The sequence below is a fragment of the Bacillus sp. FJAT-45066 genome, assembly GCF_002335755.1.
GTDB classification, from domain to species: Bacteria; Bacillota; Bacilli; order Bacillales; family Bacillaceae_I; genus Bacillus_CD; species Bacillus_CD alkalisoli.
The window spans coordinates 293896-311346 of record NZ_NISQ01000001.1 but is presented as its reverse complement, the minus strand read 5'-3'; the positions used below and the strand labels follow the sequence as shown (position 1 = coordinate 311346).

Here is a 17451-nt window from a genome sequence, read left to right as displayed (position 1 = left end):
TTTTTACACCTTCTTTTATTAAATCAAATTTACCTTTGGTTGTTCGCACCGTAATTTCGGATTCTAATAACGGTAATCTTTTGATTTTTTCTTGAATTCATCAATATAATCTAACGCTTTACCTGTTCCGATTGCTACACAATCTAACGGATTTTCTGCAATAATAACTGGCATTTTCGTTTCTTCACTAATCACTTTGTCTAAGTTACGTAATAGTGCTCCACCACCAGTTAGCACAATTCCTCTATCCATAATATCTGCAGCAAGTTCAGGTGGCGTTCTTTCTAGCGTAGCTTTTACCGAATCCACAATAGATGTAACGGTATCTTTTAATGCAGATTCTACTTCTTTAGCAGTAATTTCTACTGTTTTTGGTAATCCAGTTAAAAGGTCGCGCCCACGAATCTCCATTGGCTCGATATCATCCGAATCACCTGCGGAACCAATTTCAATCTTTAACGTTTCAGCCGTTCTTTCACCGATCATTAAGTTATAATTTTTTCTAATAAATGAAATGATCGCGTCGTCCATTTCATCGCCGGCAACTCGAATCGATTGACTCGTTACAATGCCACCTAAAGAGATAATGGCAACTTCGGTTGTACCGCCACCGATGTCCACTACCATGCTTCCTGTTGGTTCCATTACCGGTAGGTTCGCACCAATTGCAGCTGCAAATGGCTCTTCAATTGGGTAGGCATCTCGTGCACCAGCTTGACGTGTTGCATCGATTACTGCACGTTTTTCTACAGCTGTAATGCCAGATGGTACACATACCATTACGTATGGCTTACGAGCAAACATACCACGCGTTTTGAAAGCTTGTTTAATATAATATTTCATCATCGCAGCTGTTGTTTCGTAGTCAGCGATTACTCCATCTTTCATTGGGCGAAGTGCTACGACGTTACCTGGTGTACGGCCGATCATATTTTTTGCGTCGTTTCCTACTGCAACAATTTGTTTTGTGTCTGTTTGCATTGCTACTACAGACGGTTCACGTACTACAATTCCTTTTCCTTTAATGAATACGAGTGTGTTTGCTGTACCTAAGTCAATTCCTAAATCTCTTGAACCAAACATTTAATGTATCTCCCTTTCTGAAACCGTTACTTTTATTAGAATAATTTTATTCGGTGATTAATAAGGACGAGATTGCCCTATAGTTGTGTTTAGCCATTATACAAAAGCGTATCGTATAGTTAAAATCAACATAATAACTTGAAAAATTGAAGGCTATCGAAAAGTAGCCTCCAAAACTCATGAGATATATTATAGCGTAGGAATGAGAAAAATCATAGTATTACACGTAGCCTTTTTCTTTTAGGCTGACGAATTTTTGATCACCTATTATTAGATGGTCCAAAAGCTCTATGCCAATTAACTTACCACACTCGTTCAGGCGTTTCGTTACTTCAATGTCTTCTCTACTAGGTGAAGGATCGCCAGACGGGTGGTTATGGAGACATATGAATGATGCTGCCGACCTACGAAATGCTTCTTTGAAAACTTCGCGCGGGTGTACGATGCTAGCATTTAAACTTCCAATAAAGACGGTTTGTTGATGGATGACTTGGTTTTTTGTATTTAAATATAAGCAAACAAAATGCTCCTGGGATAAAAAGCGCATATCTTCCATTACATAGTTTGCTGCATCTTCTGGCGAACGAATAACATAACGGTCTTCATATTGTAGACGATGAATACGTCTTCCTAGTTCTATTGCAGCAATTATTTGTAAAGCTTTTGCGGCTCCGATACCTTTTATACTCGTAATTTCATCAACGGAAGCATCTTTTAATAAACGTAGTCCTTCAAAGTTCGTTAGTAGACGATTAGCCATTTGTAATACGGATTCTTGTTTTGTTCCGGTTCTTAAAAGTATTGCTAAAAGCTCATGATTTGATAAACTACTCGGACCATCTTTGAGCAATCTTTCTCTTGGTCTTTCTTCAACTGGATAATCTTTGATCAATAATGTTTCAGTTTTCAATAAGCATCCTCCCTTAATTGTTTACTAATAAAGGGAATCTCGCCTTTTTATTGAAAAGTTGACAATTCACGCATTGTTTTAGCTATTGGGAGGCCAACGACAGAAAAATAATCGCCATCGATTTTTTGGACAAATAAAGCTCCTAATTGTTGTATGCCATACGAACCAGCTTTATCCATCGGTTCTTTACTTGCGATATAGTCTTTTAATTCCTTTTCTGTTAACTCATAAAACGTAACAGTCGTCTTTTCATAGAATATTTTTTCTTTTTCGGAGGAAATTATCGCTACTCCTGTAATAACATGATGAGTTTGCCCGCTTAGCTTTTTTAGCATACGAAATGCATCTTCTTCGTCATTAGGTTTACCTAAAATTTCATTATTAAAGACAACAATTGTATCTGCTCCAATTACGATACTGTCTTGATTTTGTGTAAACACGTCTGATGCTTTTTGGCTAGCTAAGCTCATTGCAATATTTTCTGGGGATTCTTTCGGGTCGAATGTTTCTTCTACTTTACTTGCGATAATTTCAAATGAGAGGTTTATTTGTTCCAGAAGTTCTTTTCGTCGTGGCGAACCTGAGGCTAAAATAAGGCGTTTCATTGCATATAATCACCTTTCCAATTTTGGTTTTCAGAAATTGAGATACAAAGTAATATTACCAAAAAAATGAAGGCATGTACAATATAAGCAACAGTGAATTTATATACTAATAATAAAAAATTTAATATTTATATTACTAACTAGCTGTTGATTGTAGGGCAAGTCGTAGACTCCTGCGGGAAAAGCGGGGAGCTGAGCGATGAGGAGGCTCCGGCCCGCCCGCGGAAAGCGGAGACTTGCGCGGAAAGTAATTACATTTTTCAAATTCAAAAAGCCGCCTCTGATAAAAATCAAAGACGGCTTTTTTTTAGTATAACTGTTTTATGATGGACAGTAGATTTTGTTGGGCACTTACTATATCGTTGCGGTCATTTGAAGTTGTGTAGCTGTTCATATCTTGCGCTGTTGCAACAAAGTATTGCTGTAATACTTTTATCGGTTCCGAAAGTTCTTCTGCATTTAATGTAGCTAGGGTAGCACTTTGTTCTACAATAGAAGAAATTTCGTTTGGATTGACCGTTTCTCCTACAAGTATTTTGCCTGTGACGCCAATCATTTTTTCTAATAATGGTGGTGCACTTTGAATAAACTCTTTATCTTTGTCAGTTACAGACTCATACTTTTTTTCTTTAGTTGAAATTTCTTTTGCATAAGGTTCTAGTCCTTTTTCTTCCGCTATAGTTGCTAAAGTTTTCATCGTATCTACATCACTTGCGACACCGACAAAAACGAACACATTATCATCTTTTACAGAAACTCCCGGAAAACCATTCGTTTTATATTCATTAATACTTGCATCAGCACCATCATTAGAAGAAAAAACGCCACCTTGTAGTACAGCAAAAGTAAATGATGGAAAGCTTAAACCTCCACTTGTAACATCACCTGGAGTATCCGTTCCGGTAGGATTATCGATTGGTTTCGTCACTGGGACGGCTGGTTCGATAGTAGAATCAGACATGTTCATAATACTTAAAATGATTCCTCCAAATCCTAGTCCAACACCAATTGCCAAAATAGCGGAGAAGATAAACTGTTTGATTAAGCCAGGCTTCGCTTTTTTTCTCCATAAGGAAGTTGTACCGGTAGGTTTAGGATACGACTTTCTTTGATATTCTCGTAAATCCTCTATATAAGCGTTCTTTTTTTCTGCAGTCTTTGCTTTTTTGTCATTCGTTTCCTTCGGTAGTACCCAATCAAAATTTTCATCGCTATCTTCTTTTTCCACTGCAGATGCAACTTCATCAAAAATAATTACTGGCAGGTCTTGGACATCTTCATTTTCGTTTTCTTGATATAGTGAATCAGATGGCTGAATTAGAATATCTTTATCCTTATTCTCTACTTCTTTTTGCACATACGATTTTATTTTTCCATTTATTTTTATCCGAACTTGATCGTGCATACTTCATCTCACCTCCAGTGTAAAACATCAGCTTGTCAGCACCAATTTTTTTCCATCCTATCATATCGACAAAAAAAAAGAACAAGACTTTTGTCGTCTTGTCCTAAATGTTTTCCGACAAAAATCTTGTGAAGTTTACAAAATATTAATTGCCGGAAAATGGATTTGTTTTATTACTTGGGTTTGGAATGGATAATGGTGGTAACTCGTCCATCAAATCCGTAAGATGTGGGTGATAATAAGTTGATGCGGTAACGGTAAAGGATAACGATTCCGCATTACCTGAAAATGATACTGTTTCAATTTGTGTAATTCTTGTAGATCCTTCTAGCAATTCTAAAAACCTTTTCAAACTACTATAGTTGTTTACTTCTACTAAGAGGTTAACAGTTAACTTTTCAATACCATTAGGCATCGCTATTGCTGTATTAGTTGTTTCTGACATTTCCGTATTCTCTTCTTCATCCATATCTTCTCTATATTCCATATATTCTTCTAAAGTTGTTTCTGTTGGTATCGAGCTAGAAAATAGTAAGTTCGTTACGTTTGCTTGTGAATTTTTAGCCACCTCTTCTACTTGCAGAACAAATTGTTCTACATATGGAGCGACCGGTAACTTTCTTTGAAGGTCGGTTGAGCTACCGTCTGTTGGTGTTTCACTGTTTCTATCACTTTCTAGTATTTCTATTAACTGGTTTTCCATCGTTATATTTTGCTTTATTCGGTTCAATTCAAGTTGATTGGCTGAATAGACCGTGTAGTAAAAATAAACAATTGATAATATAGATACAAGGACTGAAGCAATGAAGATTGCGTAATGCTTACTCTTTAAGTTCACTACCATTATCTATCACCTCGCTCTTGCTCGCCTTTTAAATATGCCTTATTTAAATTGATTGTATATTGTCCAGTAGTTCCTTCATCACTACTAGTTATACTAGACAACGTAGCTTCTTGAACGAATGGTGATAAAGTTAAATGATGTAAGTAGTATGCCGCATCTCTTTGGTTATCGAATTTCACTGTAACACTAATAGCCCCATCCAGGGTGTATAAAAAATTATCTATATATCCTGATGCTGGTAATATTCCTACTATATGATTCAGTATCGGCACCACATCTTGAGATTGACTTTCTACCCAATCAATAGATTGCTGTAGTTGAATGACCGAAGACGTTGCTTGTGGTCCCTTCGCCGCTTCTTCCATTACAATTCGAAGCTGAACAGCTTGATCGAGCGTTACTTGGGATTTGTTTAATTCTCTCTGAACAAAATAATTCATCGCAAGTAAAGCAACGACAGTAAATAAGATAAAGAATATACTAATACCTATTACAGCTGGCATCGTAATATCACGTGCTTGTTTTTTTGGTAATAAATTAATATCTACTAACATTATTACACCTCTTTTAACGCTAGTCCAAGCCCGTAATAATACCGTGCATCAACTACTTCTTGGTCTTGTGTTTTCACTTCATTTTCTACAGTTGAAATGGTTGCATTGATTCTCTCGGTTAATTTACTTTCAACAAGTGGCAGATTAGGATGATCACCAAATAATACTAACTTATTCACTTCTTGATCGCCTTGGTTTAATGAATAGCGGAAGAAATTCATTACTCGTTGTATTTCTGTAATAAAATCTTCTAAAAACACATTGAATTGGACGATATCTCCCGTCCATTCTATTGAACTATTCGTACGGGTTACTTCCCACACTTTTGTTTCTTGCGTTAAGTTTACTGTTCTTACAAACAGCGGGACGTTATCTTTAAAGATGCTTAGTGTAATACTACTTAAGTCAAACTGTATAAATAAAAGGTTGTCTCCTTCATTTACATTTCCGAAATGGTGGTAAAAACGGTATAAACATAATGGAGAAATATCTGCTGCTATTGGCACCATTTTATTTTCTTCTAGTAAGCTAGCGTATTCCATTACCATATCTTCTGGAGAAGCAAAAAGGATTACTTCTGTTTTTTCTTCGTCTCTACTTAAGATGTGAACATCAAAAACAGGGTCATCGAACGGTAAGTGGATACTCGCACCTAGTTCTAAATAAAGGTGACCTACGATTTCGTCGTCAAGGACAGTGGACGGTATGGACACTTTTCTTGTAATGACATATGCATCTGGTACGGTAAAGCGTATTTGTTTGTTTTTTAGTCCCCATTTTTTTACGAGTTCATTAATGATTTGTTTTAGTTTTGTAGCATCGACGATTTTTCCGTCTTTTATTATGTTTAGTGGTAGGAAGCGTTCTTCTAATCGTTTGACGGTTAATGGGGCGGTGCTTTTAAGTTCGATTAGACGGATGACGTGGTCTTTTATTATTAAATTGATGATGTTTTTATTGGATTGAAAAAGGGAAATTTCCATATAATAAACCCCTTAAGATTATTTTTTATAACTTTTATACACAGATGTTTACTACTAAAGTTGATGTTCACTGCAGGTGCTCGCTTTCCGCGGGCGGTCCGGAAGCCTCCTCGGCGCAAGCGCCTGTGGGGTCTTCCATGTCCCTGTGTTCCCGCAGGAGTCTCGCACCTGCAGTGAACATCAAGGGATAGTAATAGCACAATACAAGTAATACTAAAACATTGTTGAAATTTATTAATATACAAATCAAAGTAATAAGACCATTCAGTAAAGAGATATTAGCAAATTTCAATAATGTTTTTATGTTGTATTTCATATGGAAAGGTAGTAATCGGTTAAGTGGATTACTACCTTTTTAGGTTAATAGTGTGATGTACCAGTTTAGTAGGTTTTCGCCGAAGAATAGGGTGATTACGGCGCTGATGGCGATGAATGGGCCGAATGGGAATGGTTTGCCTTTTTGTACTTTTCCTAGTTTCATTCCTAATAAGGCAACAATGGTGCCGATTAGTGATGATAAGAAAAATATGAGTAAAAGCTGTTGCCATCCGACAACAAAACCGATCACCGCTAGTAGTTTTACATCTCCGCCACCCATTCCACCTTTTGAAACGACGGCAATGAGAAATGGTAGTAGAAAACCAACTGCTAAGCCAATTAATTGTTGTTCCCATGGTAGTATGTTTAAAAAGAAACTTTGAAGGACAAACAAACTAAAGAAAAATAGTAATATTTTGTTTGGAATGATCATGTAGTGAATATCAGTAATCGTAATGATAATTAACATGGAAAGGTAAGTCCAAACAAAAATTAATTCGTAACTCCACCCCATAAAAATCGGAGCAAGTACGAATAGTATAGCAGTTAGTAATTCAAAGAACGGATAAATCGGGGAAACTCTAGTACTACAGTACCTGCATTTCCCTTTTGAAAATAGATAGGAAAGAACGGGAATTAAATCGATTCCCGTCAGTGTTGTGTTACAACTTGTACAATGTGATCTTGGTGTAACAATACTTATACCCTTAGGTACTCGAAGTCCGACTACGTTGTAAAAGGAGCCTAGTAGAAGTGCGTATAAAGATATTACTATAATAATGTAAGTCATTTTTAGATATTAATTAACAGATCCACGCTTTAAATCATTTACATCAACAGCAGCATTTCCTACTGTTTGTACACCACGATTTTTAGTGTTATTAACAAGTTTAACAGAAGTAATTTTACCATCCACAACAACTACATATGAAGAAGCATCAGTAGGAACAGTGCCTACTACTGTTGTACCACCACGTTCGTAAGAATCAATAGTACCATCTGGATCTTTAATTTTTTCTACAAAATCATTAGCTTCTAGATATCCTAAAGTAAGTACTTTAGTACCTGTTTGTAAGTTTAAATCTGTTGTTACAGCCATTCTAGCCCCATTAACCATCTGTTGTGCATTTGCCACATGTGCATCCTTCTTAGAGTTATCAATTAATCCACCGATACTTGGTACAGCGATCGCTGCGATAATTCCTAAAATAACTACAACTGCTAGTAATTCGATAAGTGTTAAACCTTTTTCGTTGCGTAAAATGTTACGACATTTTTTTAGCATTTTATTTCCTCCATTTTTTTCTAATATTTGATAAAAATCTACAACCGTTTACAAGATTAATTCTATTATACTACAAATAAAAGCACAATACATATTTTGCTAGAAACCTATGGTTGAATATGGTTAAAAATGTCGAACATTGGCACCATAATCGCCGTGACAATAGTCCCGACTATAACAGCTAGCACAACAATCATGAGTGGCTCTATGAGACTTTTTAGCCGGTCGGTTGCAGCGTCTACTTCCTTCTCATAAAACTCCGCAATTTTCTCTAGCATCGTATCTAACGAACCGGTACTTTCTCCAATGGAAATCATCTGTGTTACGAGTGGCGGAAACGCCCAATGATCCTTCATTGGCTCTGCTAAAGATTCCCCTTTTTCAAGCGATTTTTTCGCTTGTGCTAGTACCCTAGAAATCACTTCGTTTTCTACTATTTTTTCTACCATTCCGAGAGCAGGTAGTATAGGAACAGAACTAGCAAATAAAGAGCTTAATGTTCGTGTAAGACGTGCAATGGCAGCTTTTTTTAGCAACGGGCCAAATATTGGCATACGAAGTAAAAAATAATCTAAGTAATACTTTGTTTCTGCTTTAGACCTAACAACGGAAATTCCAACAACTGCTCCAATAAACAAGATAATAATGAACCACCAAAAGCTCTGCATCCATTCACTTGCTCCAAGTACTAGCTTTGTGATAATTGGCAGGTCTGCTCCAAAATCAGAGAACATGCTAACAAATGTCGGTACAACTCCAACTAATAAAAAGATAATTACCCCAACGGCTACTAAACTTAATACTGCTGGATACATTAAGGCTGATACGATTTTTTGTTTTGTTTCATGTTGTTTCTCAAACTGTGTTGCGAGCCTGTCCAACGTGTCATCTAACGTACCACTTGCTTCACCAGCCCGAATCATGTTAACAAACATCGGAGTAAAAACTTTTGGGTGTTTACTTGTTGATTCAGACAACGCATTTCCTTGGCGAAGGTCTTCTTCTACTTCAAAAAGCACGCGTTGTAAATGCTTACTCTCTGTCTGATTAGCTAAAATTTTCGTCGATTCGACAACGGTTACACCAGCTCGAATCAATGTTGAAAATTGTCGTAAATAAACGACAAAATCTTGTAGTTTAACCGGATTACCGATCGTTATATCTTTTGTTAAAAAAGATTCTGCCACTTCTTCCATTGAAATTACTTTTACACCATTTTCTTTTAATTGAACGATGGCTTCACGTCTAGATTTACTTGTAATCGTTCCTTCGTTTTTGCCTTTATTGTCTCTACCTGTATATTTAAACCTTGGCATTACGTCATCGACTCCTGCATAAAGCTTTCTACGCTATATTTTGATACGTGCCCTAAGTCTACTAGTTCTTTAATACTCATCTCTAACGTATGCATTCCTTGGGCACGACTCGTCTGCATGACATTTTTAATTTGATGAATTTTTTCATTCCGTATTAAATTACCAACTGCTGCATTGTTCACTAATATTTCTGTCGCTACTTTTCTACCCATTCTGTCCATCGTAGGGAAAAGTCTTTGCGAAATGACCGATACTAGGACATTCGCCAACTGAATACGTATTTGTGGTTGTTGCTGCGGCGGAAATACGTCAATAATTCGATCAATGGTTGATGGAGCATTTGTTGTATGAAGTGTTCCTAATACTAAATGCCCTGTCTCCGCTGCCGTAATAGCCGTTTGAATCGTCTCTAAATCACGCATTTCTCCAACTAAAATAACATCTGGATCTTGCCTGAGCGATGCTCTTAAGCCGTTAGCAAATGACTTTGTATCAAAACCTACTTCCCTCTGGTCGATCATACATAAATTATGTTTATGCAAATACTCTATCGGATCTTCTAACGTGATAATATGCTTTTTCATCGTTCGATTCATAAAATCTATCATCGAAGATAGTGTCGTAGATTTGCCACTTCCAGTTGGGCCAGTAACAAGAATAAGACCTTGTGGTTTTTCGATTAGACTTTTAAGAACAGGCGGCAAATGTAAAGATTCAAGTGTCGGTACACTTGTAGGAATAATACGTATGGCCATCGCAACCGAAGACCTTTGTTTATAGGCATTTACACGAAATCGCGATAATCCAGGTAAACTATAAGAAAAATCAAGCTCACCCTTGTCTTGAAACGTTCCCCATAAAAAGTCTGGTATCATTTCTTTCGCAATCGATTCGGTATGTTCTGGTAACAGAATACTGTCGCCATATCGGACTAATTCGCCATTCACACGAAACGTTGGTGGAACACCGACAGATAAATGGATATCAGACGCATTTCTGTCATATGCAGTATGAAGCCACTCTTGTATTTTATTTATCATAACGACACCTACTCATATAAAGCTACTCGAAGTACTTCTTCTGTTGTTGTTAAACCTTGCTTCACTTTTTCTAATCCATCATCAATTAAAAACACTGTATCATTTTTGTATGCTAATTCTCTTAATTTAGACACACCTTCATTGTTTACAATCGCTTTTCTCATTTCATCATTAACGACTAATAATTCGTGTATCGCAATACGACCTTTATAGCCCGTCATATTACAAGTTCCGCATCCTTTTCCTTTCGCAACCTTTTCCACTGTCAGATGACGCTTTTGGAAAATCTCCACTTCTCTTTTCGTCGGTTCTTCCCATTTCAAACAGTCACGGCAAATTTTTCGTACTAAACGTTGTGCCAATACCCCATTAACAGAGGAACCCACTAAAAACGGCTCTACCTTCATATCAATTAAACGAGTTACTGTACTAATAGAATCGTTCGTATGAAGGGTACTTAATACTAAGTGACCTGTTAGTGACGCACGAATCGCAATTTCGGCTGTTTCTCTATCACGAATTTCCCCTACCATAATAATGTTCGGGTCTTGACGTAATATCGCACGAAGTCCTTTCGCAAACGTCATCCCAACATTAGCGTTAACTTGAATTTGATTAATACCTTCTAATTGATACTCAACAGGGTCTTCTACTGTAATAATGTTTACTTCTTCACTATTTAGATGATTTAATCCTGCATAAAGTGTTGAAGATTTACCAGAACCAGTTGGACCTGTTATTAAAACAATTCCAGTCGGCTGATGAATTAAATTTAGGAATCGTGCGTAGTTTTTTTCGTGAAAACCGAGTTGACTTATGTCGTTTAACGAACTACTCATGTCTAAAATACGCATAACGATTTTCTCACCAAAAACAGTCGGTAACGTTGAAACACGAACATCAATTGGATGATAATCAATATTCGTTTTAATACGGCCATCTTGAGGGATACGATGCTCAGTAATGTCCATATTTCCTAAAATCTTAATACGAGCCGACAGAACGTTTTGTGTATGCTTTGGAAGTGTACGCTCTGTACGTAAAACACCATCAATACGGTAACGGACTAACACTTTCGTTTCTTGTGGATCGATATGAATATCACTTGCTTTTAATTGAATAGCATTTTGTAAAATTTGATTCACTACTTTAACAATCGGTGAATCGTCTTCTGTTATACGCTCGTCTTCTACTTTTACTTTTTCTGTTGGAGTGAATCCACTTAACAGGTCATCTAACGAATCGGTTGAATCGTAGAATTTGTTGATAGAGCGTATTATGTCATCTTTTGTGGCAATGACAGGCTCTATTTCGAATCCTGTAGAAAGCCTTAAATCATCAATGGAAAAAAAGTCCATTGGGTCCGCCATTGCGACATAGAGTTTTTCATTTTCCTTTTTAAGTGGAATAAGAAGATTACGTTTTGCAAACTCTTTCGTTATGACATGAACTAATTTTTCATCAAATGGATAACGGAACAAACTAACATGAGGTATCCCTAATTGAAACTCTAGTACTTCTATTAATTGTTGCTCCGTGATAAGCCCTCTTTGTAAAAGTGCATCTCCTATTTTTTGTCCCTTTGACTTTTCAGTTAGTGTTGTTTGCAATTGTTCTTCGGTAATAATTCCTGCTTCGACTAATAAGTCTCCTAATCGCTTTCTAGTTACTGCCATGGCGATCATCCTTTTCTACATTTTTCCTTCTGTTGATAAATCAACAAAAAACAACATTTATATCAATTTCTGCATATTTTGTAGAACAAAGTAAGTTAATGATATTGTATAATAATTGTAGGTAATTGGAAATAGGAGATTACTAGATAAAAAGTTTCTATCACTTATACTAGGAAGGTAATGAAATGAAAATAAAAAACTTCAAATATGCACTGAAAAATGAGTCCGGCTTTTCATTACTAGAAATTCTAGTCTCACTTGTCATTTTATCGTTCGTCTTAATAACATTTTTTAGTTTCTCCAATCAAGCACTATTTTTCTCCACGAAAAATGAAGACAAACTTGTTGCTTATAATTTAGCTAGAAAAACGTTAAACATTGTAACGGAAAACTACACTGGTTCTTCACAAAACCTCGTCATTTCATGTTCCAATTTTGATACAAATTACCATCCGAAGTTAAAAGAGGCACTAGAACCTTCTTCCTGTTTTTATAAGGTGAACCATAAAACGTACTATCCAGAAATAATTTTGACGAAACAAACACTTAGTTTCACTACTCCTACCTTGTATGTAGTCCATGTGAAAATATTTGATTCTGCTGATGTTACAAAGCGAACATTACTATCGGAAACATTTGGGTATGTAAGAGGAGGAAACTAAAGGTATGAAAATAAACAACGAAAAAGGGATAACACTTGTAGAACTTTTAGCAGCTCTCATGATAGCGTTTATCATTTCTGGATTAGTCGCGGCGATTTTTTTCCAAACATTCCGTAATGCAGATAAAAGCGATTCGCACATTAATTTACGTCAAGAAGCAAACATTATCATCCAAATGTTTTCTACCGCACATGAAAAAGAAGATTACACCTTTCAATATACAAAGAAGGCCAACGGTGATTGGGAATTAAAAATCGGGGAAATTACGATGAATAGTCGTTATTATGATATTGAATTAACTTTTAACAATCTATCAGCTGAAAATGAAGCACGAAGCGTATCCATTAACACGAAAAATAATGATCCGTCCTCTTCTAAATCTTTTTCCGTTGTGGTGGGTAACCCTATAGATATAAAACAATTAAAATTAATAAATAAAGATGATCCTTCACTAACATTTGAATTGACTACGATTATAAGTCGTCTTTAGGAGAGGTGAAAAATGAAAAAACATTTAAATAATCAAGGCTACACGATGGTAATGGTCCTCCTATCGATTGTACTAATTTCGTTATTGGCGATGATGCTTATACCAAAATCAGTTAATACTGCTCTTCAAGTAAATAGAAGTGAAGAGATGACACAAACGAAAGATTTAGCGGAAATGGGCGTAACTCATGCACACGCACTTATTCAAAGCCAGGTAAATGCAACTATAAAGGAAGTTAAAAATCTAAATAGACCATTGAGTGAACATGACAATTTATTCTGTAATAGAATACAAACTAATTTAAGAGCATTAAGCTTTTTTAGGCCTTTGAATCCTACTTCAGAAACTATTACTATACAAAATGTTAATTATAAATATAAATTGGATTCAAACGGTCCATTCACACTTAAATCGGGGAACAACACTACATGTGATGGATTTAATAATATTACCATCCCTATTAAGAGTACTGGTATAGTTGGTGGGAAAGAAAAAGTTGTTACTGCCGCTTTCACTATCTCGAATGGTAATTCTGCTGGTATTTCGCAAGAGCAAAGAGATAGTAATGGTCAAGTAGTACCTGTTGATCCATCTACTCTACCATTGATTACTCGTAATTCTTTGTCCATATCAGGGAGTTCTGGCTCTACATTTTTTGAATCCTCTCCAAGATTCCTTAATACAGTTGATATAAGAGGTAGTGCAACATTATCTATTGCTGGGAATGCATGGTTTGAAGGTATTATAGACTTCAGAGGTGGTAGCGGAAAACTACTCATTTCAGGTGATGCTTATTTTAGTAGAGGTATTGATCAAGGTGGTAGTGGAAACTATATTTGTGTTAGAGGAAATGCTTTCGAGAAAAAAGATGGAGTTTTTAAACCTATTGCTCAAAATATTATTGATTCAAAGTGCCCAGCTCAAATTTATGAAAGTGTGAAATTTGCCTACGATATAAATGAATGGGGAATATTCGATATTGATGTTAACTATTAAACTAAAAAAACACTAGTAGCCAAGTGAATTCGGTTACTAGTGTTTTTCTTCTATTTTCCTAACCAACTATAAACTATCCATTAACACTATAGCGTCACGAAGATTTCCGATACTCCGCTACTTTATTCCTTCCAGCTTGTTTCGCTCCTACATACATTGCACGGTCGGCGTGGCGGATTAGGCTTAATCCATCTTCTGCGTCATCTGGAGCTGTTGCAAAGCCGATGCTCGCTGTGACTTTAACAAGTTGAGCTGTGTTCGTTTCTTTTATATGTTGTTTCAATGTAAATGCACGATTTGCAAGATTAAGTCTTATTTTCTCTGCTAGTTCGTAACAATGTTTACGTTCCATATTTGGCAAGAGAATGACAAACTCTTCTCCGCCGTAACGAGCAACGATTCCGTTTGTACCAACAATCGTCGACAATCTGTTTGCGACTTGGATTAATATTTCATTTCCGCTTTGATGACCATACGTATCGTTTACCCTCTTAAAATGATCTAGGTCAAGTAAAATAAGTGAAAGACTAGTATTTTCCTTTGTAACTAGCTTTCCAAACTCATTTTCCAACACATTTTCAAAGAAGCGATAGTTATATAGTTTCGTTAATGCACAACGTTCACTGTTTTTCTTCGTCTCTTCGTAATGGCGTGCTTTTTCAACTGCGACGCCGAAGTGAGAAGCTAGAATATCTAATATCATTAGCTGTGATTTATCATACGCACGTTTCTTTTTCTTTGCTAATATAATTAACCCTACTACTTGTTGGTTACGTATGACAGGCACACACATTAAACTGTTTAGCGTATATTGTTTATCTACTTCAGGTTTTTTCCACTTCTTATTTGTTTCATAACAAACACCTTTTTTAGAAATGAGTACATCATAACAGATCCCACCGTAGTACATAAACTTAGTTTCTGCATCAATGTTATGCTTATTTATTTCACGTAACAACCGAAACTCTTTTTCATCCAAAACATTTATAATCGCCGCATAGTCAGCAGGAAAAATAGCCGTTACTTTTTCTAGAAAAATATCTAAAACACCTTGCACATTTAATTTTTCTGTCATCTCATGTCCCACATCTGCGGCACGTTGTAAATAGCTATTTACCTTTTCACTATTATGATATAGCCTTAAAATTAGCGCTAAAATGACAAACGGTAGTCCTACATAAAATAATGCAGCAACATCCACCTGCTGGTACAACATATAAAGAATGATCCCAACTGGTAAAACTACTATACTTGTAACACCGTCCCACTTTGTATCAATAGAGTAAAACTTCTTTTTCATTCTATGTATGTAGTTTGTTATAAAGTAGAGTCCTAACTGATTCATCATAAAATATGTGAATTGATGAGCTAGAATAGGAACAATAACCGATGGTAAGAGTAAATTTGTGCTTCCGTGCACTCCTCCAAGAAAATAGAAAATAAACCCAGAGGCTAATGAAGCTAATGAAAACATTAAGAGGTTAATAGGTATTCTGTACGACTCTGCTTTACTTATTCTTACATATATTAATAAGGCAACAACACCTAAAATAGTTAGGGTCATTTCAACAAACAAACCAAACGATAAAAAGACTGCCAATGAAACACCTTGCATTAAAAAGATTGGAACATCAGCAACAATAATGGGGATGAGAGCAAGGATGATCATTAAAATAGTAAAACCTACTACGTGCCATACCGGTATTTCTGCTATAGATACTGGTGATACTATGTAACCTGTCCAAACAATAATTGGGAAAAAGATAACAAAAGCAGCCCAAATTAAACTGTTTCTTTGCCAACTAAGTTCAAGTCCTGACACTCACTTACCTCCCCTCTATTTCGCTTTTTCCGAAAACAATATAATTAAGCTAAGTTTAACAAATTTTCTAACTTTTGTCATTAAAAAAATAATTTAAAAATAGGAGAATTTCCCCCTATTTTTCTACTTTCGATAAATCTAGTAAATACTTCCGAACTATTGATATAAAGTGTAAGGAACCGGTAATTACTAATAGATTGTTATGTTGTTTACAATTTAATATTTCTTGCTTCACTACGGTTTCACAGTTTTCTTCATAGGATGCTTTCGTTATACCAGCAATGTTGTATTGCTCCTTCGCACTAATGTTTCTTGGAGAAGGCACGGTTGTAAAGATAATTTTGCCACCTAGCTTTGTGAGTTCGTTTACCATTTCTCGAATAGGTTTATCTTTAAATGCAGAGAAAACAATTGTGATATCTTTATTAGAAAACTTATGTTGTATCGTTTTTACTAGCATCTCGACTGCTTCAAGATTATGAGCTCCATCTAGTATTATGGTTGGAGAGGTGGACATAATTTCAAATCTACCTCCGTGTGATACATTCTTTAGTCCCTTTTTCATGTGTTGCTCGTTACTGACTACCATTTGCTTGTCTTTTAATAATAAATAAGTCATCACTGCAAGAGCAGCATTTTGTATTTGATGTTCACCGGTCAATGGGATATAAATATTTTCTATCGTTTGGTCTTTATAATTGAAAATAAACGTTTCTCCTAATGTATCTTGATTAATAGACTCTACTTTAAACTCTTCCTTTAAAAAGTAGGAATCACATCCGAAATCGGCACATTTATTTTTTAACAAATGACGTAACTCTTCTTGACTTACACTTGAAACAAGGGGAATTCCACGCTTTATGATTCCCGCTTTTTTGTTGGCTATTTCTACTAAACTGTTTCCTAAAAAATCAGCATGATCCATTCCTACATTTGTAATGATCGATACAATTGGCTCAACGACATTTGTTGAATCGTCTTCCCCACCCATCCCGACTTCGATTAGCGCAATATCTACTTTTTTCACCGATGAAAAATAGTAAAGAGCTATGGCGGTTAACAATTCAAATTCTGTTATTTTCGTTTTTACAGTGGTTTCGAAATGCTTTATAATACGATGAATTTCTTCGTCACTTATGTATGTACCGTTAACTGTTATTTGGTCGTTTATTGCTTCGTAATACGGGGAGTGAAAGACACCAACAGTGAGGCCAGACTCCATTAGCATGCCTTCTAAATATTTGACGGTAGAGCCTTTGCCGTTTGTTCCACCTACATGGATGCACTTAAGCTGTTCCTGCGGATTTGCAACCGATTGTAAAAATTCATTCATTCTAGATAAACCTAATTCTATTTTGTTACCGGATTGTAAAAGTAACTTTTCAGCTATTTTCGTAATATCTTTATACATAGTGATTTCCTTCCATATGTGTTGTAAAAAGTAGTAAAATATTTTAGTATA

The 17451-nt window shown here is 35.9% G+C and carries 17 protein-coding genes and 1 pseudogene; 3 read left to right on the top strand and 15 right to left on the bottom strand.

Annotated features, from left to right (window positions below):
• Positions 1-63 precede the first annotated feature (63 nt).
• The 13 genes and pseudogenes from CDZ92_RS01490 to CDZ92_RS01435 all read right to left on the bottom strand — a co-directional run bounded on the left by CDZ92_RS01490 (position 64) and on the right by CDZ92_RS01435 (position 12019).
• Positions 64-1083, bottom strand: coding sequence for a rod shape-determining protein (locus CDZ92_RS01490; protein ID WP_096153193.1), 1020 nt, complete (start codon positions 1081-1083; stop codon positions 64-66).
• Between the two features lie 220 nt (positions 1084-1303).
• The gene (radC, locus tag CDZ92_RS01485; RefSeq protein WP_096153192.1) at positions 1304-1993 is read right to left on the bottom strand and encodes a RadC family protein; all 690 of its coding nucleotides are present in this window, start codon (positions 1991-1993) and stop codon (positions 1304-1306) included.
• Between the two features lie 47 nt (positions 1994-2040).
• Positions 2041-2598 (bottom strand): Maf family protein, encoded by a 558-nt coding sequence (locus CDZ92_RS01480; protein WP_096153191.1) that lies wholly within the window; start codon positions 2596-2598, stop codon positions 2041-2043.
• Positions 2599-2905: 307 nt separating this feature from the next.
• On the bottom strand, positions 2906-4003 hold the full coding sequence (locus tag CDZ92_RS01475; protein ID WP_096153189.1) for a hypothetical protein: 1098 nt from the start codon (positions 4001-4003) through the stop codon (positions 2906-2908).
• Between the two features lie 145 nt (positions 4004-4148).
• Positions 4149-4847 (bottom strand): hypothetical protein, encoded by a 699-nt coding sequence (locus CDZ92_RS01470; protein WP_096153187.1) that lies wholly within the window; start codon positions 4845-4847, stop codon positions 4149-4151.
• Complete coding sequence (locus tag CDZ92_RS01465; protein WP_096153185.1) at positions 4847-5401, bottom strand: PilN domain-containing protein; 555 nt, start codon at positions 5399-5401, stop codon at positions 4847-4849. Before CDZ92_RS01465 ends, CDZ92_RS01470 begins: the two co-directional genes overlap by 1 nt.
• 2 nt (positions 5402-5403) lie before the next feature.
• Entirely contained in the window at positions 5404-6384 is a 981-nt protein-coding gene (gene pilM / locus CDZ92_RS01460; RefSeq protein ID WP_096153183.1) for a type IV pilus biogenesis protein PilM, read from the bottom strand.
• 355 nt (positions 6385-6739) lie between these two features.
• Entirely contained in the window at positions 6740-7171 is a 432-nt protein-coding gene (locus CDZ92_RS20430) for a prepilin peptidase (RefSeq protein WP_369679956.1), read from the bottom strand.
• A gap of 66 nt (positions 7172-7237) precedes the next feature.
• A pseudogene (locus CDZ92_RS20425) lies at positions 7238-7492 on the bottom strand (prepilin peptidase); the annotation flags it as partial.
• A gap of 9 nt (positions 7493-7501) precedes the next feature.
• Positions 7502-7987, bottom strand: coding sequence for a prepilin-type N-terminal cleavage/methylation domain-containing protein (locus tag CDZ92_RS01450; protein WP_096153178.1), 486 nt, complete (start codon positions 7985-7987; stop codon positions 7502-7504).
• Between the two features lie 107 nt (positions 7988-8094).
• The gene (locus tag CDZ92_RS01445; protein ID WP_096153177.1) at positions 8095-9303 is read right to left on the bottom strand and encodes a type II secretion system F family protein; all 1209 of its coding nucleotides are present in this window, start codon (positions 9301-9303) and stop codon (positions 8095-8097) included.
• Positions 9303-10343: a type IV pilus twitching motility protein PilT gene (locus CDZ92_RS01440; RefSeq protein WP_096153175.1), complete on the bottom strand. Its 1041-nt coding sequence runs from the start codon at positions 10341-10343 to the stop codon at positions 9303-9305. The genes CDZ92_RS01445 and CDZ92_RS01440 overlap by 1 nt, the downstream gene beginning before the upstream one ends.
• Before the next feature lie 8 nt (positions 10344-10351).
• A complete protein-coding gene (locus CDZ92_RS01435) occupies positions 10352-12019 on the bottom strand; it encodes a GspE/PulE family protein (protein ID WP_096153173.1) in 1668 nt (555 codons plus the stop codon).
• A gap of 185 nt (positions 12020-12204) precedes the next feature.
• On the opposite strand from CDZ92_RS01435, the gene CDZ92_RS01430 reads away from it, so the two are divergent.
• Genes CDZ92_RS01430 through CDZ92_RS01420 form a run of 3 tightly spaced genes read left to right on the top strand, consistent with a single transcriptional unit; the run spans position 12205 to position 14167 of the window.
• Positions 12205-12681: a type IV pilus modification PilV family protein gene (locus CDZ92_RS01430; protein ID WP_096153170.1), complete on the top strand. Its 477-nt coding sequence runs from the start codon at positions 12205-12207 to the stop codon at positions 12679-12681.
• Between the two features lie 4 nt (positions 12682-12685).
• Positions 12686-13171, top strand: a complete 486-nt coding sequence (locus tag CDZ92_RS01425; protein ID WP_096153169.1) for a PilW family protein — start codon at positions 12686-12688, stop codon at positions 13169-13171.
• A 12-nt stretch (positions 13172-13183) separates the two neighbouring features.
• Positions 13184-14167, top strand: coding sequence for a hypothetical protein (locus CDZ92_RS01420; RefSeq protein WP_096153167.1), 984 nt, complete (start codon positions 13184-13186; stop codon positions 14165-14167).
• Between the two features lie 94 nt (positions 14168-14261).
• Here CDZ92_RS01420 and CDZ92_RS01415 read toward each other — a convergent pair whose 3' ends face one another.
• The gene (locus CDZ92_RS01415; protein ID WP_096153165.1) at positions 14262-15989 is read right to left on the bottom strand and encodes a sensor domain-containing diguanylate cyclase; all 1728 of its coding nucleotides are present in this window, start codon (positions 15987-15989) and stop codon (positions 14262-14264) included.
• 115 nt (positions 15990-16104) lie between these two features.
• The gene (locus tag CDZ92_RS01410; protein ID WP_096153163.1) at positions 16105-17400 is read right to left on the bottom strand and encodes a bifunctional folylpolyglutamate synthase/dihydrofolate synthase; all 1296 of its coding nucleotides are present in this window, start codon (positions 17398-17400) and stop codon (positions 16105-16107) included.
• Positions 17401-17451 lie beyond the last annotated feature (51 nt).

What these genes read in the sequence shown, in the direction of transcription:
- CDZ92_RS01490 (WP_096153193.1), bottom strand. Translation starts at nt 1,083, where the DNA reads ATGTTTGGTTCAAGAGATTTAGGAATTGACTTAGGTACAGCAAACACA.
- CDZ92_RS01480 (WP_096153191.1), bottom strand. Translation starts at nt 2,598, where the DNA reads ATGAAACGCCTTATTTTAGCCTCAGGTTCGCCACGACGAAAAGAACTT.
- CDZ92_RS01475 (WP_096153189.1), bottom strand. Translation starts at nt 4,003, where the DNA reads ATGCACGATCAAGTTCGGATAAAAATAAATGGAAAAATAAAATCGTAT.
- CDZ92_RS01470 (WP_096153187.1), bottom strand. Translation starts at nt 4,847, where the DNA reads ATGGTAGTGAACTTAAAGAGTAAGCATTACGCAATCTTCATTGCTTCA.
- CDZ92_RS01465 (WP_096153185.1), bottom strand. Translation starts at nt 5,401, where the DNA reads ATGTTAGTAGATATTAATTTATTACCAAAAAAACAAGCACGTGATATT.
- pilM (WP_096153183.1), bottom strand. Translation starts at nt 6,384, where the DNA reads ATGGAAATTTCCCTTTTTCAATCCAATAAAAACATCATCAATTTAATA.
- CDZ92_RS20430 (WP_369679956.1), bottom strand. Translation starts at nt 7,171, where the DNA reads ATGTTAATTATCATTACGATTACTGATATTCACTACATGATCATTCCA.
- CDZ92_RS01450 (WP_096153178.1), bottom strand. Translation starts at nt 7,987, where the DNA reads ATGCTAAAAAAATGTCGTAACATTTTACGCAACGAAAAAGGTTTAACA.
- CDZ92_RS01445 (WP_096153177.1), bottom strand. Translation starts at nt 9,303, where the DNA reads ATGCCAAGGTTTAAATATACAGGTAGAGACAATAAAGGCAAAAACGAA.
- CDZ92_RS01440 (WP_096153175.1), bottom strand. Translation starts at nt 10,343, where the DNA reads ATGATAAATAAAATACAAGAGTGGCTTCATACTGCATATGACAGAAAT.
- CDZ92_RS01435 (WP_096153173.1), bottom strand. Translation starts at nt 12,019, where the DNA reads ATGGCAGTAACTAGAAAGCGATTAGGAGACTTATTAGTCGAAGCAGGA.
- CDZ92_RS01430 (WP_096153170.1), top strand. Translation starts at nt 12,205, where the DNA reads ATGAAAATAAAAAACTTCAAATATGCACTGAAAAATGAGTCCGGCTTT.
- CDZ92_RS01425 (WP_096153169.1), top strand. Translation starts at nt 12,686, where the DNA reads ATGAAAATAAACAACGAAAAAGGGATAACACTTGTAGAACTTTTAGCA.
- CDZ92_RS01420 (WP_096153167.1), top strand. Translation starts at nt 13,184, where the DNA reads ATGAAAAAACATTTAAATAATCAAGGCTACACGATGGTAATGGTCCTC.
- CDZ92_RS01410 (WP_096153163.1), bottom strand. Translation starts at nt 17,400, where the DNA reads ATGTATAAAGATATTACGAAAATAGCTGAAAAGTTACTTTTACAATCC.